17 protein-coding genes, 1 tRNA gene and 1 pseudogene are annotated in these 25,992 nt (G+C 32.4%); 9 read left to right on the plus strand and 10 right to left on the minus strand.

Going from position 1 to position 25,992, the window contains the following annotated elements:
* The 5 genes from FLP_RS16000 (at position 1) to FLP_RS16020 (ending at position 5,169) form a co-directional block, all read left to right on the plus strand.
* Positions 1-627, plus strand: coding sequence for an FKBP-type peptidyl-prolyl cis-trans isomerase (locus FLP_RS16000; protein ID WP_065450523.1), 627 nt, complete (start codon positions 1-3; stop codon positions 625-627).
* A 1-nt stretch (position 628) separates the two neighbouring features.
* Positions 629-1,705 (plus strand): hydrogenase formation protein HypD, encoded by a 1,077-nt coding sequence (hypD, locus tag FLP_RS16005; protein WP_065450524.1) that lies wholly within the window; start codon positions 629-631, stop codon positions 1,703-1,705.
* A gap of 8 nt (positions 1,706-1,713) precedes the next feature.
* Positions 1,714-2,430, plus strand: a complete 717-nt coding sequence (locus tag FLP_RS16010) for a HoxN/HupN/NixA family nickel/cobalt transporter (protein ID WP_065450525.1) — start codon at positions 1,714-1,716, stop codon at positions 2,428-2,430.
* Positions 2,431-2,775: 345 nt separating this feature from the next.
* Positions 2,776-3,207, plus strand: coding sequence for a hypothetical protein (locus FLP_RS16015; RefSeq protein ID WP_065450526.1), 432 nt, complete (start codon positions 2,776-2,778; stop codon positions 3,205-3,207).
* A 180-nt stretch (positions 3,208-3,387) separates the two neighbouring features.
* Positions 3,388-5,169 (plus strand): AMP-dependent synthetase/ligase, encoded by a 1,782-nt coding sequence (locus FLP_RS16020; protein WP_065450527.1) that lies wholly within the window; start codon positions 3,388-3,390, stop codon positions 5,167-5,169.
* A 90-nt stretch (positions 5,170-5,259) separates the two neighbouring features.
* On the opposite strand, the gene FLP_RS16025 is transcribed toward FLP_RS16020, so the two are convergent.
* Positions 5,260-5,838: a hypothetical protein gene (locus FLP_RS16025; RefSeq protein ID WP_065450528.1), complete on the minus strand. Its 579-nt coding sequence runs from the start codon at positions 5,836-5,838 to the stop codon at positions 5,260-5,262.
* A 1,134-nt stretch (positions 5,839-6,972) separates the two neighbouring features.
* Here FLP_RS16025 and FLP_RS16030 point away from each other — a divergent pair.
* From FLP_RS16030 to FLP_RS25775, 3 genes and pseudogenes are all read left to right on the plus strand, one after another.
* Positions 6,973-10,065, plus strand: coding sequence for a DUF6493 family protein (locus FLP_RS16030; RefSeq protein ID WP_065450529.1), 3,093 nt, complete (start codon positions 6,973-6,975; stop codon positions 10,063-10,065).
* Between the two features lie 6 nt (positions 10,066-10,071).
* Complete coding sequence (locus FLP_RS16035; RefSeq protein ID WP_065450530.1) at positions 10,072-11,400, plus strand: SWIM zinc finger family protein; 1,329 nt, start codon at positions 10,072-10,074, stop codon at positions 11,398-11,400.
* 176 nt (positions 11,401-11,576) lie between these two features.
* Positions 11,577-11,675, plus strand: a pseudogene (locus tag FLP_RS25775) (transcriptional regulator); the annotation flags it as partial.
* Between the two features lie 146 nt (positions 11,676-11,821).
* Here the strand turns inward: FLP_RS25775 and FLP_RS16040 are convergent.
* The 9 genes from FLP_RS16040 to FLP_RS25545 all read right to left on the minus strand — a co-directional run bounded on the left by FLP_RS16040 (position 11,822) and on the right by FLP_RS25545 (position 25,028).
* Positions 11,822-15,580 (minus strand): YobI family P-loop NTPase, encoded by a 3,759-nt coding sequence (locus FLP_RS16040; protein WP_065450531.1) that lies wholly within the window; start codon positions 15,578-15,580, stop codon positions 11,822-11,824.
* Between the two features lie 299 nt (positions 15,581-15,879).
* Positions 15,880-16,680, minus strand: a complete 801-nt coding sequence (locus FLP_RS16045; RefSeq protein ID WP_065450532.1) for a TatD family hydrolase — start codon at positions 16,678-16,680, stop codon at positions 15,880-15,882.
* Between the two features lie 302 nt (positions 16,681-16,982).
* Positions 16,983-17,483: a hypothetical protein gene (locus FLP_RS16050; protein WP_065450533.1), complete on the minus strand. Its 501-nt coding sequence runs from the start codon at positions 17,481-17,483 to the stop codon at positions 16,983-16,985.
* A gap of 220 nt (positions 17,484-17,703) precedes the next feature.
* Positions 17,704-18,603, minus strand: a complete 900-nt coding sequence (locus FLP_RS16055; protein WP_065450534.1) for a phosphatase domain-containing protein — start codon at positions 18,601-18,603, stop codon at positions 17,704-17,706.
* 13 nt (positions 18,604-18,616) lie between these two features.
* Complete coding sequence (locus FLP_RS16060) at positions 18,617-19,801, minus strand: DNA ligase-like domain-containing protein (protein WP_065450535.1); 1,185 nt, start codon at positions 19,799-19,801, stop codon at positions 18,617-18,619.
* A 5-nt stretch (positions 19,802-19,806) separates the two neighbouring features.
* Positions 19,807-21,084: a class I SAM-dependent methyltransferase gene (locus FLP_RS16065; protein ID WP_065450536.1), complete on the minus strand. Its 1,278-nt coding sequence runs from the start codon at positions 21,082-21,084 to the stop codon at positions 19,807-19,809.
* Between the two features lie 70 nt (positions 21,085-21,154).
* On the minus strand, positions 21,155-22,171 hold the full coding sequence (locus tag FLP_RS16070; RefSeq protein ID WP_065450537.1) for an RNA ligase: 1,017 nt from the start codon (positions 22,169-22,171) through the stop codon (positions 21,155-21,157).
* Between the two features lie 258 nt (positions 22,172-22,429).
* The gene (locus FLP_RS16075) at positions 22,430-24,670 is read right to left on the minus strand and encodes a hypothetical protein (protein ID WP_065450538.1); all 2,241 of its coding nucleotides are present in this window, start codon (positions 24,668-24,670) and stop codon (positions 22,430-22,432) included.
* A 240-nt stretch (positions 24,671-24,910) separates the two neighbouring features.
* Positions 24,911-25,028: transfer RNA gene (locus FLP_RS25545), tRNA-OTHER, on the minus strand.
* Between the two features lie 284 nt (positions 25,029-25,312).
* On the opposite strand from FLP_RS25545, the gene FLP_RS16080 reads away from it, so the two are divergent.
* Positions 25,313-25,924 carry an HD domain-containing protein gene (locus FLP_RS16080; protein ID WP_065450539.1) on the plus strand — a complete coding sequence of 204 codons (612 nt, stop codon included), beginning with the start codon at positions 25,313-25,315 and terminating at the stop codon, positions 25,922-25,924.
* Positions 25,925-25,992: the final 68 nt, after the last annotated feature.

The following is a 25,992-nucleotide window of genomic DNA, read 5'->3' on the forward strand; positions in this document are numbered from 1 at the left end:
ATGGATATTCTTGAATTATTAGGGAACATTGGTAAAACAGAAGAAAAAGACAAAATTTCGTACTCAGCTGGCGTTGTAATGGCTTTGAGCCTTAAAGATATTGGCTTTGATGAAATTAAATATGAAGATTATACAGACGGAATGAGATCTGTACTTGAGAAATCTACTGAGAAAATTTCGCCTAAACGTTCTATTGAAATTTTTAATAATTACGTAGCGCTTTTACAGGAAGAATTAAAAGTAAAAAATGCAGCAATTGGAAAAGCTTTTTTAGAAAAAAACGCAAAAAGAGAAGGCATTGTTACGTTGGCAAGCGGTTTACAATATGAAATTTTAGCAGAAGGAAGAGGACAAATCCCCAAAATTACAGATACTATAGATGTTATTTATGAGGGGTATTTACTCAATAAAGATGTTTTTGATTCTACTAAAGAAACCGGGCCTCAAAAAATGCGTATTTTACAAACTTTAACCGGCTGGCAGGAAGCTCTGCAATTAATGCCTGAAGGTTCCCGCTGGAAAATTTATATTCCGCATGATTTAGCATATGGGCATATTGGAGCACCACCGATGATTCAGCCTAATTCGACTTTGATTTTCATAATTGAACTTTTAAATATAGTCTAAAATGAAATATCTGTCTGAATATCGAAATCCTGAATTGGTCAAACATTATATAAACGAAATTCATAGGATAACGACAAAACCATGGAATATCATGGAAATTTGTGGAGGACAGACACATGCACTAGTCAAAAACGGATTACTGGATTTGCTGCCAAAAAACATCAGAATGATTCATGGTCCTGGCTGTCCGGTTTGTGTTACTCCTATTTCATTAATCAATAAAGCGATTGAGTTAATGCATCAGGGTGTCATCATGTGTTCGTTTGGAGATATGATAAGAGTTCCCGGATCATCAAAAAGTTTGTTGCAGGCAAAGGCAGAAGGCGGAGAATTACGTATTTTATATTCTCCTCTTGAAGCTGTAAATATTGCTGCAAAAAATCCAGACCGTGAAGTTGTATTTTTTGCTGTTGGTTTTGAAACTACCGCCCCGAGCAATGCATTAGCGGTGATGCATGCGCAAAAACTGGGTTTGACCAATTTTAGTTTGTTAGTTTCTCATGTTTTGGTTCCACCTGCAATGGAAGCGATTTTATCTGATGAATTTTGCATCATTAACGCGTTTTTAGGAGCAGGACATGTTTGCACAATTGTTGGCTTTGAAGAATATTATCCGATTGCCGAAAAATTTAAAATTCCGATAGTTGTTGCCGGATTTGAACCTGTCGATATCGTTCAGGCTATTTATCATGCCGTACTTCAATTGGAACAAGGAAAATATGAAGTAGAAAATCAATATACAAGATTGGTAAAAGAAGAAGGAAATGTAAAAGCCAAAGAAGTTGTAAATACTATTTTTACAATAGGTAATCAGGAATGGCGAGGTATTGGAACTATAGAAAACAGCGGACTGGTTTTAAGAGAAGCCTATAAAATGTATGATGCCAGCGTAAAGTTTACAATAAAAGCAGGCAACGAAAAAACAGACGAACTTTGTATAGCCGGACAAATTTTAACGGGAAATAAAAAACCCAATCAATGTCCTGAATTTGGTAAAAAATGTAAACCTTCTAATCCTCTTGGCGCACCGATGGTTTCTTCTGAAGGTGCTTGTGCTGCCTATTTTAATTATCAATAAAACTCAAAATGATCGGATTTTTAATTACGGTGTATGCCGGACTCGAACATGCCTTTGAAGCTGATCATTTACTGGCTGTCAATAATCTCGTTACTAATAGAAATAAGATTAAAGATGCACTAAAAGATGGAATTTTTTGGGGAATTGGGCATACCTCGACCATATTTATAGTAGGTATTATTATGATTGGCTTTAAGATTTCGATCAGCGAAAATATTTTTAGTTATCTTGAAGCAGTAGTGGGATTGATGTTAATTATTTTAGGAACCATTCGTTTATTCAAATTATTATACAAAAAACGACATTCACATACCTATTCTCACAGTCATTCACACACACACAGCAACGGACTTACGCATACGCATATGCACACCCATACTTACTTTCACTCCCATCCTATCGTCTCTTTTCAGCACAAACATTATGACACTTCTAAAAATTATAAAGCTGCCTTTGGTGTAGGTTTGGTTCATGGACTGGCCGGAAGCGGATCTTTAGTGATTCTGGTTATTTCGCAAATGAAAACACCTCTGGAAGGTTTGATGTATATTTTAGTTTTTGGTGTGGGATCTATTCTGGGGATGTTTATCGCATCCGGATTATTTAGTATTCCGTTTACCAGGAGCATTCTTAGATCTCAAAAATTACAATATGCATTAGTTATAATTTCTTCTGTAATTTGTATTGTTTTTGGATTTAAAATCATCTACACTAATTTAATTTAGGGCTTAAAACCCTATTCTATCCTAAATCTAAAAGGTTCTAAGACTAATTCAATAATATCTTCGGGTGCCATAAAAGCTCTTTTTTTTTAGTATTTATATAAAAGAATTGATGGTTAAAGAGCTTAATAGTTACTTTTTCCTACTCTTTTTAAATCTGATTTTTAAAGAAAAACTACTCGGAAATAAGTTTTCGACATAGTACTATTTCCGCAGCAATAAAATGTTAAAAAATAAATTCATTCTTGTATTTTCGATTCATTATTCTATAGAAATTTAAAGTATATTCGCCAAAAAAATTATGCCACTGATTTTTTTTGCATCCAAAAACAATTAAACCTACATAGAATGAAATCTTTACATTTATTACTTATTACGTTATTTTTTGTTGCTGCACAATCTCATGCCCAGGTGCATGTAGATCAAATTACATACAATGGTCGTGATCATTATATTACCACTACAATTGGTTATCCTGTTCCCGGAACTTATATTCCTACAGGACAAAAAGCGCCAAGTACAATTTTAAATCCTGACGGTACCGGTGTTATCCAGGCAGACGATTTAAGTAAAACTAAGATCAACTGGGGAATTGAATGTACAGATGAAGGAATTCCGGTTTTTAAGGAAGGTTTCAATAGTGCATCTTATACATTTTGGTACAGAACAAATGATAGCGATGCATGGATTTATTCTCAATTTTCTATTCATTTTGCCAAGAAAAAAATGTTTTTAATGGGAGAAAGAGTAAAAGAATATGTGGATTATAACGTTAAGTAATTTTTCATAAAATTTAGTCCCTGAAATAAACATTTCTCGGTATTTCAAAAAATTACTACAAAAAAGAAAACGTTTTCGTAAATTTTCTATAATACCTATAATTTTTCCCATAAAATTTTATAAAATTAAAAATCATACCTAATTTTTATTTAATTTGCGGTAAAATTCAATATATTAAACATGGTTTCAATCACACGCCTTTTTGATTTTCCCTATTATCAACAAGAAACTTACAACCTTCCAGTTGCCTTAGCAACCAAAAAAAACGGAGTCTGGGAAAAAACTTCTAGCCAGGAATATATTGCAAAAGCAAATGCTATTTCGAGAGCATTATTACGTATAGGCGTTCAAAAAGATGATAAAATTGCTTTAATCACTTCAAACAATCGTACCGAATGGAATATCATGGATATTGGTATTTTGCAAACCGGTGCACAAAACGTCCCTATTTATCCCACAATTGCCGAAGAAGATTACGAATACATATTAAATCATAGCGGAAGTATTTACTGTTTTGTATCTGATGAAGAAGTACTTAACAAAGTAAACGCAATAAAAGCAAATGTCCCACAATTAAAAGAGGTTTATTCTTTTAATGAAATTACAGGATGCAAACACTGGACCGAGTTATTGACACTTGGCGAAGATGAGAGCAATCAGAATGAAGTTGAAGCCAGAAAAGACAGTATTAAAACGGATGATTTAGCTACCATTATTTATACATCAGGAACAACAGGAAGACCTAAAGGTGTAATGCTTTCGCACCAAAATATTGTGTCGAATGTTTTAGACAGTGCGCCAAGAATTCCGTTTGATCCGGGAAAAAGTACTGCTTTGAGTTTCTTGCCTATTTGCCATATTTTTGAAAGAATGATTTTGTATATCTATCAATATTATGGTGTATCTGTTTATTTTGGAGAATCGATTGATAAAATCAGTGATAACTTAAAAGAAGTTCGTCCTACAGTGATTACAGCTGTACCAAGACTTTTAGAAAAAGTATACGATAAAATTTATGCCAAAGGTGGTGAACTAACCGGTATCAAGAAAAAACTATTTTTCTGGGCCATCGATTTAGGTTTAAGATACGAGCCATACGGAGCCAATGGTTTTTGGTATGAATTTCAGTTGAAAATTGCACGAAAACTTATTTTCAGTAAATGGAAAGAAGGTTTAGGAGGAAATTTAGAATTAATGGTTTCCGGAAGTGCTGCTTTACAACCGCGCTTAACGAGAGTTTTTGCTGCTGCCGAAATTCCGGTTATGGAAGGTTACGGTTTATCTGAAACTTCTCCAGTAATTGCTGTAAACGATCAAAGAAACAAAGGTTTCAAGATTGGAACGGTTGGTAAAGTAATTCGCAACGTTGAAGTAAAAATTGCTCAGGATGGAGAAATTCTTTGTAAAGGACCAAATGTAATGTTAGGTTATTTTAAAGATCCTGAAAAAACTGCCGAAGCTTTGCAGGACGGATATTTTCATACAGGAGATATTGGTGAAATTGACAGCGAAGGTTTCCTTAAAATTACAGATCGTAAAAAAGAAATGTTTAAAACTTCGGGCGGAAAATATATTGCTCCTCAATTGATTGAAAATGCGATGAAACAATCTCGTTTTATTGAACAAATCATGGTAATTGGTGACGGAGAAAAAATGCCTGCCGCTTTTATTCAGCCTAATTTTGATTTCGTAAAAGAATGGGCAAGATTACATAAAGTAACTTTAGGAAGCAGCAATGCAGAAATTAGCTCAAATGCCGATGTCATTAAGCGTATCGACGAAGAAGTAGAGAAAATCAATGAGAAATTTGGTCACTGGGAAAAAATCAAACGTTTTGAGCTTACTCCGGATGTTTGGTCTATCGATGGCGGACAATTGACTCCAACATTAAAATTAAAGCGTAAAATTATTAAAGAGATTTACAAAGATCTTTACGCTAAAATATATGGTCAGAATTCATAATCAAAATAATATAACCAAACGAAAACGGCTGTCTCATAAGACAGCCGTTTTTTATTTAGCGAAGATTTCCTTCAATTGACAAATGAGTATCTAACCACTCGAAAACCGGATTGCTTTTTCCGGATAGCTCTTTTGATCTCCTTTTTTAGAGAATAGAGTGGCGAAATTTGAAAAAAGACGTTTTTTTCCAGCATATTCTCCTGACTTTTCATTTTCTGCAAAAGCGGCACTTTTTCTGATCTTTTTCTCTGCTTCAACAGCTGTCTTAGTATTGTAGCTGTTTTCAACTTTTCTTGCATCTTCCATTCTACACGCTTTATTAAAGTTTTTAAACGGACGTGGTTGAAAATCAACCATAACTGCAGCCAGATTTATTGCATCAATATTCGACGGATCTGTTTCTCCTTTCAAGAAGGTTTCAATAGGTCTGAACTTGTCTTTTTGATCTTTAAATTTCTTCTTTTTCGTATAATCAAAATCTATAGAAAATAAATTTCTAAAAACATTTAAGTCTTCCTGACTTACACCATTCTCGAATATAAACCAACAGAAATCACGTAGTTTTCCACGAGATGGACTGTACAAGTAATCAAAGTACTCGCCTTCTTTTTCGATCTCGTATTTTTTTCTAATCTCTTTTTTGTATCTATCTAATGTATTGTTGTTCATGGTATATATTTTTTGTTTTATTTAATTCATTTTTAATTTGCCACTAAAGCACTAATCTTTATTTTTTTAATTGCCGCAAAGGCTCTAAGACACTAAGTTTTTTTACTCTTCACTATTTTGTCTGCTCCTCACAAAGACGCCAGATCTTTAATCCAATTCTTATAAAAAAATCTTTGTGCCTTCGCGCCTTTGTGGCAAAACTTTACTTTTTAAGCATAAAAAAAGCACCCGATTAAAGGTGCTTCATGAGATTTGAGTAAGACATATCTATCCTACTGCCATTCATGCACCTGTATTGTAAAACATCCAGAAACGAATCCTGGGGCTTGTAATGCTACGCTATATGAGTTATATTTAAAATCCATTTTATTTGTTGTATTGTATTTTTAAATCATTATTGTTTGAAATTTTATCTTCAAATTTCTTCGACAAAGATATAGTTGAAAAGATCAATTATCCAAATCATTTTTAATATTTATTTTACTGATTATCAATTGATTAAATCAATAAAAAAGCATAGAAATGGCTGTCCGCATACTTGTGCAGATTCTTATTTTTTATCAATTGACTGTCTATCATCAAATTACTTTTCAAGAGTATAATTCCTTAATTAGTCTTATCATGTAACATTTCATCTATTATTATTTTATTTTTTTTTAGTTAAAAGTTATTTTTTTCATTTCCTGTACTACTAAGTAATCTAAATTATCATCCTGAACGATCCCGATCGTATCGGAAAAGTGTCTTATTTCGACTTTCCTCATTGTGACAAAACAAAAAAAGCGCCCCGAAAAGGACGCTTTAATATATTTATGTTGAGTTTGTAACTACAATTTACACTTCAATTCATTAAAATACATATTACATCCCGAACCTTTAGACGCGATAAATCCCGCTAAACGATCGTTATATTGTCTTACAGACAGATTGCTATATATGTGTTTTGTTTCCATTTCAGGACCAAATGTACAATATATTTTAACATTTATATAGTATTAACACTGAAATATTTATCAGTCAGCCATCAATTTTAACCTAAATTTTCCTTTAAAAAAACCAATAACCCTTAATAATTTCATATTTTTGAGAGTATACGCACACTTTATTTTTTATCAATTCAGTCCTTAAAACAGCATGAAAAAATATTTAAAATACATAGACGGAAATTCTGATAAGTTTTGGCAAATTGAAGTTACAGGATTAGAATATACTGTGACTTATGGCAAAAACGGAACATCGGGAACATCGCAAACCAAAAAATTCGCTACAGACGAAGAATGTCTGAAAGCAGCAGAAAAAATACTGGCCGAAAAAGTAAAAAAAGGATATTCAGAAACTGGTGATGTTACTGTGGCTTCAAAACCAAAAACAGAAAAAAGCGCTAAATCTGATGAAGTTCTCGAAGAGTACGATGCCATTGTAAAATCTAAAAATATAGATTTACTATTGCCTTTCCTTAAGGAAAAATCAAAAGGAAATATTGAAGCGCTAAAAAAGCTAATCAAGAAAAGTAAACGTTATTTTATGACCTATACTGATCTTACAAAAGATCCGGGTTATGTAAAAAAAGACAAACACGATTATGGCTGGGGAACACGCGGCGATAAAAAGCAAAGTGATATTATTACGCTTAGTGCCATCGCTTTATTTGATAAAACCGATATTAATTCCTGGGATGAAGCTTTGAGTTTGTTAAACGAAATAGACGAAAAACCACAGGTTTTGGAGGTTCTATTGTGGGCAAAACCCAACTGGCTGGATACTTTTATTTTAGATAAAGTAAAAAGGCAAGACTGGGTAGGTTTCAACTACCATACACTTCGCAAATTAGAGGAACATCATTTATTGCAGTTCAATCCTGAATTATATGCGCTGACACTGGCTGCAACAAATGAGTGGCGTGCCAAGATGAAGACTAGAAATTTTATTAATACGTCATTGAATGATAAATTAACCTACCAAAGGGATATTCCGGAACTGTTTCATTATGAAACGATTCTGCACAGCAGTTTCTTTAGGGAAAATGACAAACAAAAACACGATGAATTCCAGACTTGGGCGATTATCTACAAATCATTATTAGACGAAAAAAAGATGGATCGTGCGTTTTTTATCGAAAATGCCATCCTGATTCAAACCAAGGAATGGAACAATAACCTGAAATCATTTTTTAGAAAAAGAATCGAGGAGTTTAATGTTACGCCCGATGAACTGATCGTGCTGCAGGAAAATATATTCTCGTATTTACACCATCCTTATCCGCCCATAACGAGCTACGGAATTGAACTGATTAAGAAAATTTACGATCATCCAAAATTCAAAACCAAATCATTTCTCGAATGGCTCGAGCCGCTTATGATGCGAAGCGATTGCAAAGCAGCGATTAAAAATGTTTTGCCAATTCTAGAGAAAATAAATAAATCAAATCCAAAACTTAGCACCACAATAGCATCCATTATTGCCGATGTTTATGTCATTGCCGATTTGGCTTTACAGGAACGTGCTACCAAAATTATCACCAAAATTGCGAACGTAAAAGATAAAGTGCTAAAAGAGAAATTATCCTCATACGTAACGCTAATGCAGGGAAATATAAAATCAGGATTAACGCAATTTTTAGATGAAGATGCTCTGGTTGTTGACTCTGATGCTCTTGAAGAATACACATTCGAACCTCAACAAGAATTATTGCTTACAGAAGAAGTTCAGTTGCCAAAGGATTGGAACGATGTTGTTTTTCAGTTTGGAAATTTCATCAATTCCGAAGAAACGGTAGATTCAGAAATTTTACTCAACATTTATATCTCGCAACGTAATTTGTTTCCGGCAGATTATAGCGCGCAATTACAGCCTTACGAAAAACAATTGCAAAAGCATTATTTTGAAGCAACTCACAAAAATTTCGTGAAGGCATTTTTACAATCTAAAATCGCCAACATCGATAACAAATTCAATAGCAAAGTCAATCATTATTCAAAGATTATTACCACTTTGTTAATGCAGCCTTTACTCGAAAAAGCACAGCAAAAAATAGATTCAAATTCTACTTTGCCTCTTCTCTCTTTTCCGAGTCATAAACCGTATTGGGTTGCGCCAAAAGTTTTATTAGAAAGGGTTATTGCGTATCAAAATACAAAAGAAGAAATTGATTATACCGATTTAGCTATTGCAATTGCCCGTATGCCCAGAGAAAATATCGAGGAAGCCATTCCGTTATTGGATAAAATTGAAGGTGAAATAAAACCGCTTTTAACGTTCTGTCTTGGTGTTGATGAAAAACTGAACTTAGACTCTACATCTTTATTTTCGAAACTATTGGCAACAATGGGAAAAACGACCAAAGAAACAGGGAACTTATCCCTTTGGGCGGTTGCAGCACGAACATTTTATCCAAACGATACTTTCCCTGAATTCGAAAATACTTATCTAAAAGATATTCCGTTTGTGGTGGCTCCTTTTAAACCTCAGGTAGAGTTTAAGGAAAAATGGAACGAATGGACGAATTATCAAACCAAAGAAAAAGAAAGAACGCCATCCTGGTACGAACTAAAATTCGACTTGCCTAATTATTCTAAAATCCCCAATTATTTACTTTACAGTCAGGATGTTTACAAGAGATCAAACACTTGGGATTATAATATCAATTATGCGGGAAATACTTATTTCTGGCACAGCCTTACTCCGCAAAACTCAGATGCACTCGCGTTGACTTTATTGCATAATTGTAATATTGCCGATGGAGCAAAACCGGAATTAAAAGGTTTTCTGGACGTTATCAACAGACCTGAATTTCGATTCTCAGATATTAGCTTGCTTTTATATGCCTGCTGCTTTTTTCAGGAAAAGAAAGATTTACGATTGATGGCATCCGAAGTTTTGATGCATTTAATCGAAAAACAAGCGATAGATATTGAGCTTTTTGCTCAGAAAATAGCGTATTTGACCACCGAAAAATATGGTGTATTTTTAAGATTAGCCGACGGATTAATTGCCCTAAAAGATGTTTCTCCTTTACATAACAATGCTTTATTGAAGTTGCTAAACTCTTTCTTTGCCAATCTTGATTTAAAAGACAAATTGCCAACGAACTTCAAAAAAATAATAGAAAACTATCTGGATATTTTAACGAAAACCAATCAGAAACCATCTGCAGAAGCAATTGTTTTCTTCGAAAAATGGAAAGATAATGCATCGCTTAAATCATTAATTAAGCAAATTTTAAAATAAAGAAAAATGACAGATCTCGAATATAATTATAAAGGAATTTCGACTTATAGTAAAATCAAAGGCATCAACAATCTGGTTCTGGCACATCAAACCGAAATTGAGGAAGTCAATAACATTCCGTGTTTTTTCTGGGGAAGTCTGACTGATCCTTATGTTACCGCAAAATGCTGGACTACGATTGCCAAAGTGGTTCGTTCCAGTTTTGGGCCTATTCCGCCAAGTTTGCGTGATCCTATTGTTTCGGCAGGATCTGAGCAATTGCGTTTTGAAGGTTTTTCGTCTTGCAATGGTGTTTATGTGCGATTGGACATGAAACCCGAAGCAATCGACGGAGAATTTATCGCCAACGGAACTACGAATGTCGATTTTAATGATCCGATGCTGAATGCTTTGAATGCGATTCAGAAAAACGAAAAAGTAACACTTGCCGTGGGTCAGCACGATGTTCAGGTAATGACCAGCAAAGCAAAAGTAACCGAGAAAAAAGTGACTTTACCCATGCGCTGGATCAAAGGCTTAACGAGCGTTCAGTTGTATCTGGCAGATATGGACATTAAGTTTGAACTGAACAAAATTCAGACAATTCAGTTGTTTCAGAGTTTACCAAAAGGAACCGTAAAAGGTGATTTTTTTATTACCAAAAGAGCCGGAAAATTTATGTTTTCGACTTTGGCTACAGCCGATAGTGTTAGAATTGGAGGCGTACAAAGATTGCGTTTGTTAGAAGGAATTCTGGCAATTGTAGACAAAATCTTCATTTACGAATCGGCAGACAAACAAACTTGTGCAATTGTGGCCGAATTTGGAAAAATGCAGCTTTTAATGGCTTTTTCTCCAGATTCGTACCGAGGATTTTCGGGCGAAGGAAATGTACTCGAAACCATGACCGAAAACCTACCTATAGAATGGGTTTACGGATTGAACAGTTTATTAAAATCGAATGAAACGTTTGACCCAACAATGCTTTCTATCGAAAATGATATCGATTTTGGCACGATGGACAATCTGACTTCGAATTTATCCTCGATGGGATTATTGGGTTATGATTTAAGCGAAAAAGCGCATTTCTACCGTCGTCTGCCTTTTAAAACCGAACGCATTTTATCACTCAACCCAAGACTTAAAAATGCCAAAAAACTATTAGCGAACGAAGATATCGAAATCGTCGAACGAAGAGCCGATTATATCGAAGCCAAAGTAAAAGGCTCCGGCGTTGTACACAAAGTCATTATCGACAATAATTCGCAAAGATGTACTTGCGACTGGTTTACGGCTTATCAGGGCAAAAGAGGGATTTGCAAGCATATTTTGGGAGTGAAGATGATGATTTCTTAGAAATTACACTTTTATATATAAAGGAAAATCGCCCTGATGTTTGGGGCGATTTTATACGCAGATTATACGGATTCGCTTTCGCGAAAACGCTGATTTGTGCGGATTTTTTAAATAACTTTTACGATAATAGTTTAATAGTAATTAAGAAAATGGAACAGTAACTAATTTCACATTACTTCAATCCTCTTGATAAAGTTGTAGAGCTTTACGAACGTTTGGTTCAGACTGAAAAAGATAAGGTTGAGTACTTAGAAAAATTGATGAAATTGAAATAATATTCTTGATAACGAGAATTTCTTATATATAAAATGCGCAATGAGAATTGCGCATTTTTTTTTAAATTCTGTTTCTTTTTATTTTTTTGCTATTGCGTATTCCTCGAATTATTATTTAAGTAGTTCAGAGTATTCAAACAAATTTTTTACTCAACAAAATTATTTAACCAAACTCTTATTTCATTTTTTTTATTTGATTTGGCTTCACCTGCAATCTTTTTATCTTGTAAAACTTTAATAAATTCCCAATTAACTTCATTATCTTCTAACATTATTTGAGATTTAGAATGAATGTTATTATATGGTTTTTGCATTAATTTTTTTAAATTTAAAATTTCAATTTTAGTTAATTTATTTGCCATCAAATTTATTAATCTAACTTTAATATTATTCTCAAATTTATGATTCATAATTGTTTCAAGTTTACTAAAAGATAAAATCGAACTATTAGTCTTCGAAATATCCTTAATATCTAATAAAAAAGTAGACACCTCAAACGCTAATTCCTTATTAATTAAATCTTCTTCATAAATTTGGTTTTTAATTATATAAACTTTTAATTCTTCCTTTAAATTAGGATCTTTTAAAACTAAAATTATATCTTCTATGTCCAATTCGTGATTTTTTGTAAAAGCTAAATAATTACTCCAATCTTTGATCAAAAGATTTATTTGTAATCCTGGATGTATTGCTTTAACTGCTTCAAAATTGGATTCAGTAAGAGAGATAAAATTGAATTCAATAAGTTTTTCAACCTTATTTTTATTTATTAAATTATAATCAAAATCTTCTTTAAAAGTAAACTCTTGAGAAAAACGCTTTGCAAAAACCGTATATGAATCAATTGTTAATTTGTCATTGCTAAGTAGTTTTAAAACAAATTCGTCCTGAATATCTTTTTCAATACTAATTTTAATTCTTGTTTCTTTCTCTAATTGCAAATAATTATCTTTTTCATTTAAAAAATCAATTAAAATTTCATTAACAACATCGTCTTTTTGATAATAATATTGATAAACATTTTCCCAATCTGCTACTACTTTATTATTCTTCATTACCAAATCAAAAATATCTAAAGTTCTAAGATCATCGATATTTGGCACTTTATATATTTGTTTTTTAAGAAATATTTCGGCATAATCAATTTTCAAATTTTCATTGTTAAGAATTTTTAAAACATAAACATAATCTTCATTTTGATCATTTTCTAATTGCAAATAAACATTTTTGATATAAGAATTATAATTTTCTGATTCCAAATAATCAATAACTTCATCAAGTCTATTTTCGTAGATATAAGTTAAATTTGATTTGTTAAATTTTCCCAAATCAAATTCATTATCTAACTTTCCCTCAATAAGAGTTCTTAGATTGTTATATGTGATCTCATATCTATTATTTTTATAAATAGTATTAAATATTTTATCAAATTTATCAGAGAAAGGTAATAACTTTTTAAATTTAATATCAAGAACCTCATCAGACAAAATATTTTGAATTCTATCAATATCAATTTGCTCACTAAGGTTATACAAAATATTAATATCATTAGCTATATATGAACTCAATTCTTCATTTTTGTTTAGATATGAAAGAGTTTTATAATCAGCAGTACTTAGTAATATATGGAGAATCTGTTTTATGTCATCTTCAATAAATTTAGGATCTTTTTCTATAGTATGCCAAAACATTTCCCAACTTTTGGCCAACTCGATAACAAATGTTTTACTTTGAATTCCATCATAGATAAAAGAACTCAAGAATTGCCTAACCCTTTTACTATTCCAATTTGCAACTGTATCTAATATGCCTTGAAACTTATCTTGGTAATTTAGTTTAAAAACTGTTATATGACTTACTAGATCATTGTTTAAAATACGATCATTTTTAAAATAATTAATTGGTAGTTCATCAATTATATCATCAAGATTCGTTAATTCATAATTAAAAGACTTCGGCTCATTAATTCTAGAAATAATATTAATTTTAAACTCCTGATCTGTTTCATTCATTCCTCCTTTCTGAAAGATCGAAATATATTCTCTGTAATGTTCATCAATATACCCATTTAACAATAGAAAGATTAATAGAGGATCATTATATAATCTATCACTTTCCAATATTGTAGTTTCCTTATAAAAAACATCAAATTCTTTTTTTAAATCTTCTTTAGATAAATTTCTATTTCCAAGTATTTGTTTTAGAGTCCAACTATATATATCATTCTGTTCATATCTATATTTTTTAATTTCACCTTCCTTTTCAATTATTCGTTGGTTTTTGTTTAATATTAAATCATGTTTTTCTGAATAAGAGTAACCAATATCAGCATCTATATTATTAAGTTTTTTATTTACTGCATAACCTGAACCCGCATTCGTATAATATGTAATTTCCTTATCATAAAATTGATTTAAATTCATACCATTTTCTATTATAAATTTAAAAGTCTTACGTTCAGAATCATACATTAACCCTTTCGCACTTGAATCATTAATATGTTCTTTGATATTATATAAATAAATAGTATTTAAATCCCTAATACCTTGAGTATTTTCCTCTTTTATTTTTTCTGTTTTTTCTTCAATTAAATCTATTTTTTTATTTAAATCCCCAATTGATTTTTCGATTAACTTTTCCTTGTTTAAAAATATTAAATCAATATTACTTTTACTCAAATGTAATCTTGAAAAATCCTTTGGCCTTAGATTTTTATAAATGATTATAGCTAATAGCTTTTCTGGATTTAATTCTTCACTTTCTAATTTTTGTTGTTCTTTATAAATTATAAATTCATTAATAATATTCAGAAGAGTTCTATTGTCAGTTATAAAAGAGGAAACTGTATTAATAAATTCTTTTGTAGGTTTGGTAAATACATTTTCATCCACAAAAATTTTGTCTAATTTTTCATTTAAAACATTTTTCGAATTACTATAATTAACAAATGGTATAGCTGGAATAATTAAATCAAAAAATTTGGTTCTATCTAATTCATCTAAAAATAAATCATCTTTAATAGCATACAAGAATGTAACTTTGCGAGGATTACTAGGATTAATATTGAACAGATATGAGTTAAGAATAAAATTAACTTCTCTTAATGTTCTATATATTTCTGTAGTATTGAATCTATCTAAATCTTCTATAACAACAATATCAATTGATATCTTCTCAAAAAAATATAAAATTTCGTCAATATGTTTATTTAGTAAATCTTTATTTTCAGTTTTATTTCCAAACTCAGCATCTTTTAGACTAATTTTATTTATTCTCAAATTTTTTAACAGCTCAATGAAAATTTGACCTATTATACCCATAGACGCAAGAGATAGAGTAATTAAAACAAAACAACTCAAATTAAAATTATCAGATTGCTTCCAATTATTAGGATTCAGTTGATAACTGTAAAAATTCAATAATAAATATGTTGATATTACAAGTGATAAGAATGCACTAACTTTAATCCAATTTTTTAAATCCCAAACATTTAATTCACTTATTCTACTTATTCTTGATTCCGGTAGTTTTTCCGCCTTTTGACTATATATAATCTGTTGCAAAATATTTAGTTGAATCTGATCTTTAAATGTCGTATAATCATTAGTTTCATTAAATGAAGCAAGTGAAATATTTAAAATTTCAAAATTAGAATATTGAGATTTGAAAGATTTTATTATTGTACTTTTCCCAGATCCATAAACACCCGATAACGCAAGATTCTTAATATCTTGATTGTCGATTGCATTTTTAATGTGCCTAAGATATTTCTGTATTCTTGGATCATCTTTTTTATCTAAAGGAGATAATACTTCCAATTCAATTTCTATCTTTTGATCGGCAGTATTTGCTTCTGAAGAAATTATCTCTTCTTCAATATTCTGGGTCCCATTTTGAATTCTCATAAATACATTTGATTTTTTTTGAAATATAATATCTAAAAACTTTACTTATCTCTTCCCTAAAAGAAATCTAATTCCATTTTTATTTTGATTGATGAAAGAAACTTTGATCAAATATGTGTTAAATTTCGATAATAACTTTACGGATTTCCCCAAGTTATAAATATAAAAGTTAAAATCTTTGCCACCAAATATATACAAACAAAAAGCCTTTAAACCCCGTAAAAACACCTGATTTAAAAGCCAACAAATAAAATCGCTACAACAATACCTAACAGGTTTATAAAACCTGTTAGGAAATACTAAATCCCAAAAAAGTCTTTAGCATTCTTCGTCGTTTCCTCCGCAACAACAATCCCCGAAACTCCTTTAAACTGGGCCACAGTTGCTGCAACAAAAGGCAGAAAAGCAGGTTCGCAACGGCGTTCGTGGTATTTTTTCATGAGATTGTTTGGTGTGTTTTTTGGGAGCATGAATGGCGCATCAGTTTCGATCATCATTCGCTCAAGCGGTACGTATTGAATCACTTCTTTTAAATGATCAAAACGTTTAATGTCGGATATTGCTCCGGTAAAACCAAGATAAAATCCGTTATCGAGATAGGTTTTGGCTTCTTGCAAAGTTCCGGTAAAGCAATGTACAACGGCTTTTGGCAATTGCGGCAAATAGTCTTTTGTAATGTCCATAAACTTTGTAAAAGCAGCTCTCTCGTGCAAAAACAAAGGTTTCTGAACTTCGATCGCCAATTCTAACTGGGCTTTGTAACACGTTTCCTGTACATTTCTGGGCGAAAAATCACGATCAAAATCGAGTCCGCACTCGCCTACCGAAACTACGTGTTTTTGTTTTAATAAATTCCGCAGTTTCGAAATACTCTGCGCATCAAAACTCTTGGCATCATGCGGATGAATTCCTGCTGTCGCATATAATATTCCGGGATATTCTTTTGCTATTCTTGAAGATTCTTCACTGTTTTTTACGCTTGTTCCGGTTAGGATCATTTGCGATACGTCGGCATCTAAAGCGTTTTGTACGACATCGTCTATGTCGTTTTGGAATTGTTTATTGGTTAAATTAATTCCTATGTCTATGTATGTATTCATTTTTGTTGTTTTTTGCCACGAAGGCGCTAAGACAGAAAGTTTTTTTATTTTTTGAGTCTGTGTTAATCTTTATTTCTTTGCCGCTAAGGCGCTAAGTCACAAAGTTTTTACACAAAGTTTGTCATTTCGACGAAGGAGAAATCACACTAGTAATTCCATTCAGGAATTTGCCAATCTTTGTCGAGTCTCGAGTGTGATTTCTCCTTCGTCGAAATGACATAAAATGGGCATAATACCAAGTATCTGCAGTGAAAAAACTTTATCCCTTTGCAACTCTGCCACTCTGAACCTTTGAACCTTCTCTATAAATTTTCATAAAGCCATTTTTGGGCCATTACTATAACTTCTTGTTCAATAGTATTCAGACTAACATCTTTATAATACCAATTGACCTGGCCTGCTATCAAATCATCCCAAGCATCATCAAGAACAGACAGATCGATTATGTCTTTGTCTACATCAAAGTCGCAATAGAGATAGAGCATTCTTTTCAGGTTACCTCTTACATCGTCATGTTTCACTACTTTATTTAGAAAATATCTTATATGACTTTTTTGAGATTCCTCTTTGTTTTTTGTCGTTAGATTCAATTCTGAGAGAACGGCTTCGAGATAAGGCTGAACTTCACCAGAATCAATTGGTTTATAGAAACAAGCCAAATTATAAATAGCTTCACTCTCATAACCGGAATTGATCAATTCGATGGCCCAGTCTTCGATTAGATCGATATTGAGGTATTTATAAAAATGAAAAGCCAGAATGTAATCTGTGAGTATTTCGAAGTCTTTGTTTACTAGTTCCATGTTTGTTTTTTTTTGCCACTAAGGCGCTAGGACGCTAAGTTTTTTATTCTCTTTGTCTGGTTTTTTTTTTGCCACTAAGCACTAAGACGCTAAGTTTTTTGTTCTCTTTGTCTGGATTTAATCTTGCAATCCCGATAGTATCAAGCAGATCCTCAAAGTTTTTGTCTTAGTATCTTAGCAACTTAGAACCTTAGCATATTAGAACCTCAGCACCTTCAAATTAAAAATCCCCATAATATACCTGAAAACAAGGTAATTTCAGATCATTTCTCCAAGTGTCGACAACTTTATTTCTGTCGTCCAGAACGAATTCTATAAAGTATTTATCTTTGATAAACTCGTTGTAGATTTCGGTTTTTATGATCGAATCTTTTCGGCTGTCTTTGGTTTTACGCATGATCAGGTCGTCGTATTCGATTTCGTGTTTTTCCAGGAATCGCAATGTTGGTTCTTTGTATCGGTCTTCTCTTCCTGAAACCAGCAATATTTCATATCCCAATTTCTTGTAATTTCGCAACACATTCGCCACTGGATTATTGATTTCATCTTCATCACATTTACTGGCATCAAAAGGATTTCTTCCGTTCATTAAAGCCAGCGTTCCGTCAAGATCGCAGATTATGGCTTTTGGCAGATTTGGGTTTTGAGCGCAGTATTCCAGATTTTTATTCACTTTTTTTATTGGTTTAAAATCAAACTTTTCTTTTGTTTTTTGCAATTGATGGTACATGTTTTCAATTACCTTTTTTGGCACTTTTCGGTCTCTTTTTTCATTTCTGATAAAAAGCTCTTCTAATGGTAAATCAAATACTTTGAATTCAATATTGGCCATTTCGGCGAAATCATTTATCGGCTGTTTGATATAATCTGACTTTACATTACAAGTATCCAGAATCACATTCCAGCCATTCGAAAGCAAGGTTTTAATCTGTCCGTTTACAATTTTCGAAATCATACTTTCATATGCCGGATCCAAAGTTTCCTGAAATTGAGAAAACCTGATTTCATCACGGCTTATTCTCATGGTTTTAGGTTCGGTTCTCACCTTCCACTCTGCAAAAGTGCTTTTTCCCGATGCCGGACAACCTATAAGTATCGTTAATGTTGGTATCTTTTTCATTGTCTAATCTTTGTTATAATCTTGGATCTAATGTTTTTTCTATTTCTTCGTTATTGATTCGCTTCAAAAGCAACAAACGCATCAGGTAATTTTCTTCATCTAAATCTTTATACGGAATCTGAAGCATTTTTTGATTGATTTCCCAACCGTTTATGGATTGTTCCAGCTTCTTTTTTACATTTCGTTTTTCTAAATAATGATCAAAATCCTGATGAAAATTCACGCCGTAAATCATCGTTAGATAATTGTTGTTTCTCACTTTAAAACAAGGTGGCAGATTTTTTATATAATTCTGAACCGGTTTAATCATGATGCCTTCTTCATTGTCATTCGTTAGTTTTTCAAAAAACGAATAGATTTCTTTTAGCTTTTCTTCTTTATCCGAAACCGTAAATTCTACATGCAAGAAAGCGTCATCGTTTACCAATTCATACGTTAAATTACTGTTTGGCAATGTTTCATCTCCGGAAGCTTTAACTATTTTCAGGATGGTAAAAGGTTTAAAATATATTTCGCCTTCATTTCCAAAAGTCTCAATCTGGTTTTTAAACACATGTAATGATTCTTCCTGTTTGGCTAAATCCGGAATTTTCACACTTCCCAAAGCTTCATACTGACGCACAATATGTGACTTATGTTTGCTGCCGAATTCTTTTCTGCTAAGCGCTTTTTTATCTGAAAGATACGTTGTAAACACTTCCGATTTTTTTACGCTTTCTAACTTTTCAAGTAATCCCGAAGATTTCAAATATTCATTATGCGTTTTTAAGGCATCGTAATATCCTGTAAATTCTTTTTCGATCAATCCGGCTCCCAAAACTTTCCAGGGCAATAATTCTGAAGCAATTAAAATAGTTTCAAAATCAGGAAAAGCAATTACCATTTTAGCATGCAATTCTTTCAGACTTTCAATGGCTTTTTCTACATCAATATGATCCATTTTAAAACCGTTTCGGGAAACAAAATACGTTTCTTCAAGATTTCTTTTCAGGTAAATGGTGCAGTACGAACCCATGTATTTTTTTTGAACCACAAATTCGTTTACGCCTTTGCCTAAATAATAGTTTACAGCTTCTTCAATGCTTTCTATTTCATTTTTAGACGTGCTTTTTGGAGCTGGAGAAATAGTTGGCGAAAAATCATTTATTTTATTAGTACAAAACCAGTCGATTCTGTTTCTTACTTTATAGTCTAACATTTTTTTTACTTTTTTTGAATGATTACAGCACTTGTTGGATAAACTCCTTTTACACAATCTCCTATTCCATAAAAGGTTTTAGGATTTGGAAAAATTTCATTGATCAACGTTACAAATTCTGAGTTTGACAATTCGAAATCGTGATCGTGGTGCCTGAATTCTTCTGTTAGTTCATAATTTATATTAAAATCTTTGTCTGGCGTTGTTACAAATAGCTGCGTAAAGTTTGTATTGTCCCGAATCCAGATCAACAATGCTTTTGCTTCTTCAAGAGAATTGTGCTCAATCACTTCACTCAAAATAATCTGGTTTTCAAAACCTTTAATTTCATCTAAACTTTCTATCCATCGCAAGTTATCTGCATTTTCTATTGCGACGATTTTATCTGCGACATGTTTAAAATCAACCTCATCGTATGCATAATATTCTTTTGTAAATCCTTTTTTAAGCAATAATTTAAAATACTGTAATTCGCCACAGCCAAAATCTAAAACAGGTGCATCAAAATTAATTCTACTGCATATAAACTCTTTTCTGGATTGATGTGTGTCTGTAAAAACAAACTGTACTTCGTTGTCAAAATAAGCTTCTAATTGTGGTTTGAATTTCTCAAACTGCACCGGCGAACGCATGATTCTTTTGATAAATAGATAAAATACAAAATACGGAATGCCTGAAATATTGGTTAACATCGTGATATGTTTTTGAATAAAATGGTCATCGATGTAGGTGTAAACTGCATATCTATTGGTAAAATGAGAGAACAAAGCAATTAACGAAAATTTCTGCAAAGCTTCTCTAACGGTTTTACCTTCAATCTTTAATTCGAAATTATTGCCAATTTTATGCTGCAATGAAATTCCCTCGATGTATTTTGACAAAAGATAGTTTCCGTTTTTGTACCAACCTGAATCAATAAAAAAAGTTTCCACTTCTATGGTACATTTTTCTGTATCAACTTCATTGTAATTTTTCTCTAACCAGGAAATCGTGGTTTCGCCCAAACTTGTGTTTTCTTTATACAAATGATTGAAAAATTCTGTTGACATGTTTAAAGCCAATAAAGGACTGCAGTAACTTTGAAAATCGATTTGATTTCCTTCTTCGGGCAGGTAACTTTTTTTGCCATCTAAAAAAACACAATGATATTCAGAAGCAGAAACTACATTTCCTATCACAATTCCGTCTTTTAATTCTTTTAAATATAAACCTTTATCCGTATTTGGATTTTTATAAAGGATATCTAAAAAGTATTTATTCTCTGATTTAAGTTTTATAATCATTGTGTCTATTTTTATTTGACAAATATAGTTTTGCCACTACGCAGTTATTTTGCGCAGTTAAATTTAAAATTTATTCTTCTTCTCTATTAAACGGTTTTTCAAATGTAGGGCGAATCATTTTCCAGATAATCTCCGAATAATTTTTACTATTCAGCATCGCAAACAAAACTCCCGGATATTGACAAGTCATGAAATACAAAGCAGTTTCTTTGCGTGATTCCAAAACTTTAAAATCTGCCTTACATTGAATTTCTATTAACGAATATTTATTTTCTAAATCCCTTTTGGTTTGTTTTACCCAATCAAAAAATTCATCTGGAACGCGTTCCAAAATTTCTTCCATTGATTGATTCGTTTTCAAATATTCCCAGATATTCAAATTCGAAACCTGAGTGATGATTCGGTGTAAACGAAGGTATTCCTCAAATTTAATTTTTACCCGAAAGTTGTTCGTATATTTAATGATAAAACCTTCTCTATTGGCAATATCCATTTCTTTTAAAGTCAGAATATCTTTGATTCCGTCGTATTTTTCAACTACAGGAAAACCAATATCCTCCAACGGAAATTCTTCTCCGGATTGTGTATCGATAATGGCCAGCAAAACCAGTTCTTCTGCTGCGCCGTAATCTAAAACAATTCGGTTTTCAGGATAAATAATTTCAAACAGATAGGTTTTACTTTGATCCAAAAGCGGCCATGAATTTCTGTATTTTCCGTGCAGCATTTCATTCGCCTTATCCGACTGATCGCTTGCAAAAGAACCGCGGCTTGCCATAAACGGAACTTCATCAATCCAATACAAAATCCCCATCGAACCGTCCATTTTATCGTAAACCTCAAAAGTCGATTCAGGAAGTACTTGATTTTCTATTTCTCCCAAATTAAAAAACTTAGGAAAAGGTTTTGCCACAACATTAAAATTTTCATCTAAAATCAAACCTCTGCACGCTAAAGTTACCTCATTCCAAATTCTCTCAAATTGAGCATTTTGGGTATAATTATAAATATATAAATCATGTTCAGGATGTTTGTTTACCCGCACATAATTTTTTGAAATCATTTCTTTTAAAAGCGTTGTATTCATTAGTTCTTATCTTTAAACAAAGATTCAAATTCAAGTGCGCAGTTATTTTGCGTAGTATTTTTTTTAAGGGACAAAGTTGCAGAGGTTCATAGGGACAAAGGTTTTTACACAGATTTCACATTTTATGTCATTTCGACGCAAGGAGAAATGACAAACTGTACGTTTAATACTTTTATAAAAAACTTTGCAAAGCCCACAGCAGTGCGTCTCCACAAAAAACCTTTGCCCCTTTGCAACTCTGAACCTTTGCCCCTTTTTTTAATCAATTAATAATTGCGTAACTGCCGCAGCATTTATCGCCCATTGTGCATCGTAAACCTCATCGGCATTTTGATCTTCGGTGATAGTTAAACCTTGTGCTTCCGCTTTCAGTTGTAACAAGCTACCAATATTCAATTTGCTGCTTAGTTTTGCCAATAATGCCTGAACTCCTTTAAAATCTAAACCCTGAACAACTTGTCCTCCAAAGGTCATCTCTAACCAAATGATTTCTCTTTTGGCTACATCCAACACTCCAAAAACCAAACCTTTGGCAACATTTTGCGTCACACGAACCTGATGATCTACACAAGACGGATCGTATGCAACTCCGGTTTTCTCAGAGATTTTCATCGGGTGTTTACTGTTCATCCAACCCACAACAAGATTTGGCGTGATACTTCCGTTGCTGAATGCATTACAAGTAAAAGTTACAAATTTTGCTTTGGCTTTCGCCAAATCATCAATGTTGATGTTGATATATTCAGCGGTTCCAATTTTAGCCGGAATACTTCTGATATCACCGCTATGTTTACAACCAACAGTTTCCAATCGGTGGTAAGAACAGATATCGGCTTTATCTTCATAAGCAATATGACAGCTTAAATCCATATCGAGGTGTTGCGCAGGCAAACCTGCACCCCATTGCATAAACAATCGCACTTCGTTTCCTTCAATAGGGAAACGTGTTCCCATTAAAGCAACCGGTAAATCCTGAACATTTTCGCTTCTATCACCAATCGAAACTGGCATATTAAACAATTGCGGATCAATATAGATCGTTTTGTTTTTGTTCGCAATTGCTGCAAATCGTTTTTTCATGGCCAAAACACACAATTCTTCGATCTGGTTTTTCATCGCTTCTAATTGATCATCATCGTACAATTTCAATAAACCGTTTGGTGCAATTCGTTTGTTGGTTCCGCCTAAAGGTTTCACACTTCGCTGCATATTTTTATCAAAATAATTTTGAGCGTACATGTTCAAAGTAAATACCAATCTGGCAGGAACTTTATCTATAATTTCTTCGAAATGAGCAACGGTTTCGTCTGCACCAAACCATAGCATATTCGAGAATAACGAACGTGCAAACAATCCCGGACGTTGTTTTAATAATGCAAATGTTTTATCGGCATCAAATTTTAATCTTGAAGAGTTTACTTTACTTTGCCAAACGTCATATACCTGATTGTAAAACACATCCATTAAAAAAGCTAATTTTTCAAAACCTTTTCTTTTGCTGTACTCCGCCAAACGAAGCGCTCGGATAAAACGAACCCACATTCCTCTTTTTGGGTGCATCATTTCGCACATTGTTTCAACATCCATATCAAGATTATTCAACCAGGATGCAACCATCAAACATTCTTTTCTGGAATATTTAAGTTTCAAATCTTTTTGAGACGCAACTTTCGCCTGCGCACTTGTATCTAAAGGATTATAAAAATGAGTTGCGTTTTTAGATATTCGTTTGATGATGGTTTTTGGCTCAATAATTTGCAACAATCCTGTATTCTTGAACCATAAATATCTTAAGATATCTGTTGGCGATTTAAAATACTGACACGCATTTTCGGCTTTACCTTCTTCAATTAAAACATCGATTACCAACATCAAAGTTTCCTTCATTGCGATATCTACTTTTGGTAATGGCAAGTATTTCAACGCCATTTTTAAACTATCTGCCTGCGTAGCATCTAAAGCGGTTTTAGATTGCAATAATGATTTGTAGAAATCTTCCAATTCCTTTTCTGACCATAAATCCAAAACTTTTAATTTGCTTCCTTGTCCGTAATTTTCGATTTTTCCAAATTCAAACGGAGTTCCGCAAAACGGACAACCATTGTATCTTTCTAAAGGAAAAGTATTGTTTGGGATAATATGTCCGCATTGCAAAGTTGTTCCGTTTTTTGTTTGAAAAAAATTGGCAAAAAAAGTCGCAACGTGATCTATGGCAGATTCTCCGGTTGGAATATTCCATTCTTTAACCAAAGGCGCCCAGTTTTTAGCTGTTCCCAAAACTTCTCTTAAAACTTCTAAAACCTCAACTTTATAATTTGGGTTTACATTGTTTAAAGCATGCAATAATGACTCAGAAAATGTAAATCCAAGTTTTGAAACATTGGCCGCTAAAACTGTGGTTGCTCCTGATAAATTTTTGTTGTCATTCGCAATCATTTCTGATTGAATGAAAATAGCGTTTTGACGCAAACTGATTTTTAATAATGCTGTTGTTTTCATTTTTTTAATTTTTAAAATTTAGATAATCGTGTTTCTGATTTCTACCTAAAAGATTTTGAAGTAAGAAACACTTGACCTGAAATTGGAGTGTAATTGATGAACTGTTTTATCTGATGGGTTTCCCCGAGAAGTAAGTTCATCTTGACCCTCCTTTTTTATTAATGATGATTTTAAAACTTGTTCGGACTCGAACCGAAAGTTACCAATTGTCTGAAGTAAGTTTTAATTGACCATTAATTGTGAAACAGGTGGGATTCGAACCCACGACCCGGACATTAGAAGTGTACGAAGTAAGTTTTGATTGACCTTTGAAGGATAATTTCAAAACTACCTGCTCTAACCGCTGAGCTACTGCTTCATTTTAAATTGAATAAAAAGGTAATGGTAGAAGTGTGTACATTGGAAAGTGTTTTCGAAGTAACTCAAACTTGACCTATTTTATTCTTTTTTATTTGTATGAACGTTTGTTTTTATTTTCTGAACAAAGATTTCTAAACTCTTGCGCAATTATTCTGCGTAGTAAATTTTTTGTTTCCTTTTAAGAAATACTATTTGTTTTATTTCCTGAACAAAGATTTCAGAACTACTGCGCAATTATTTTGCGCAGTAAAAAAAGAATTTTATATTTGAGTAAAAAACAATATGAATTTAGATCGAATCTATTCTGAATTACTCTCAAATATTGGCTTTTCAGCAAATGAAATTCAGAAAAACTGGATGGATTTAGAAAAGGCATATTCCAAAAAATCAAGGCATTATCATAATCTGACACATATTAATGATATGATTAAATGTTATGAAACTTATTTTGATAAACTTCAATTTACCAACGAAGTATTATTTTCTATTTTTTACCACGATTACATTTATAAGAGCAATAAAAAAGACAATGAACTCAAAAGTGCCGAATATGCCTTGTCAATTTTGCCTGAAAATACAACAATAAATAAACAATTGGTTTTTGATGCCATTTGTGCTACGCAACAACATCAGCATAATGAAGTTGAAGATATTAATTGGCTGATCGATTTTGATTTAAAGATTCTCGCCCGAGATTGGGACGATTATCAAATTTACTTTGAACAGATTAGAAAAGAATATAGTATTTATCCTGATTTTCTATACAAACCAGGAAGAGCTAAAGCTTTGAAACATTTTCTGGAGAATGAGTTTATTTTTCAAACCGATGAATTCAGGAAATTGTATGAAGAGAAAGCAAGGAATAATATTGAAAAAGAGATAAGCATTTTATAAAGCAAAAAATAATCTCGCAAAGACGCGAAGTCGCAAAGTTTTATAGCCACAGATTAAAGGATTAAAAT

Source organism: Flavobacterium piscis (genome assembly GCF_001686925.1).
In the GTDB taxonomy this organism is placed as follows: domain Bacteria; phylum Bacteroidota; class Bacteroidia; order Flavobacteriales; family Flavobacteriaceae; genus Flavobacterium; species Flavobacterium piscis.

What these genes read in the sequence shown, in the direction of transcription:
- FLP_RS16060 (WP_065450535.1), bottom strand. Translation starts at nt 19,801, where the DNA reads ATGTTAGACTATAAAGTAAGAAACAGAATCGACTGGTTTTGTACTAAT.
- FLP_RS16035 (WP_065450530.1), top strand. Translation starts at nt 10,072, where the DNA reads ATGACAGATCTCGAATATAATTATAAAGGAATTTCGACTTATAGTAAA.
- FLP_RS16075 (WP_065450538.1), bottom strand. Translation starts at nt 24,670, where the DNA reads ATGAAAACAACAGCATTATTAAAAATCAGTTTGCGTCAAAACGCTATT.
- FLP_RS16045 (WP_065450532.1), bottom strand. Translation starts at nt 16,680, where the DNA reads ATGAATACATACATAGACATAGGAATTAATTTAACCAATAAACAATTC.
- FLP_RS16065 (WP_065450536.1), bottom strand. Translation starts at nt 21,084, where the DNA reads ATGATTATAAAACTTAAATCAGAGAATAAATACTTTTTAGATATCCTT.
- hypD (WP_065450524.1), top strand. Translation starts at nt 629, where the DNA reads ATGAAATATCTGTCTGAATATCGAAATCCTGAATTGGTCAAACATTAT.
- FLP_RS16010 (WP_065450525.1), top strand. Translation starts at nt 1,714, where the DNA reads ATGATCGGATTTTTAATTACGGTGTATGCCGGACTCGAACATGCCTTT.
- FLP_RS16025 (WP_065450528.1), bottom strand. Translation starts at nt 5,838, where the DNA reads ATGAACAACAATACATTAGATAGATACAAAAAAGAGATTAGAAAAAAA.
- FLP_RS16040 (WP_065450531.1), bottom strand. Translation starts at nt 15,580, where the DNA reads ATGAGAATTCAAAATGGGACCCAGAATATTGAAGAAGAGATAATTTCT.
- FLP_RS16080 (WP_065450539.1), top strand. Translation starts at nt 25,313, where the DNA reads ATGAATTTAGATCGAATCTATTCTGAATTACTCTCAAATATTGGCTTT.
- FLP_RS16030 (WP_065450529.1), top strand. Translation starts at nt 6,973, where the DNA reads ATGAAAAAATATTTAAAATACATAGACGGAAATTCTGATAAGTTTTGG.
- FLP_RS16055 (WP_065450534.1), bottom strand. Translation starts at nt 18,603, where the DNA reads ATGAAAAAGATACCAACATTAACGATACTTATAGGTTGTCCGGCATCG.
- FLP_RS16050 (WP_065450533.1), bottom strand. Translation starts at nt 17,483, where the DNA reads ATGGAACTAGTAAACAAAGACTTCGAAATACTCACAGATTACATTCTG.
- FLP_RS16015 (WP_065450526.1), top strand. Translation starts at nt 2,776, where the DNA reads ATGAAATCTTTACATTTATTACTTATTACGTTATTTTTTGTTGCTGCA.
- FLP_RS16000 (WP_065450523.1), top strand. Translation starts at nt 1, where the DNA reads ATGGATATTCTTGAATTATTAGGGAACATTGGTAAAACAGAAGAAAAA.
- FLP_RS16020 (WP_065450527.1), top strand. Translation starts at nt 3,388, where the DNA reads ATGGTTTCAATCACACGCCTTTTTGATTTTCCCTATTATCAACAAGAA.
- FLP_RS16070 (WP_065450537.1), bottom strand. Translation starts at nt 22,171, where the DNA reads ATGAATACAACGCTTTTAAAAGAAATGATTTCAAAAAATTATGTGCGG.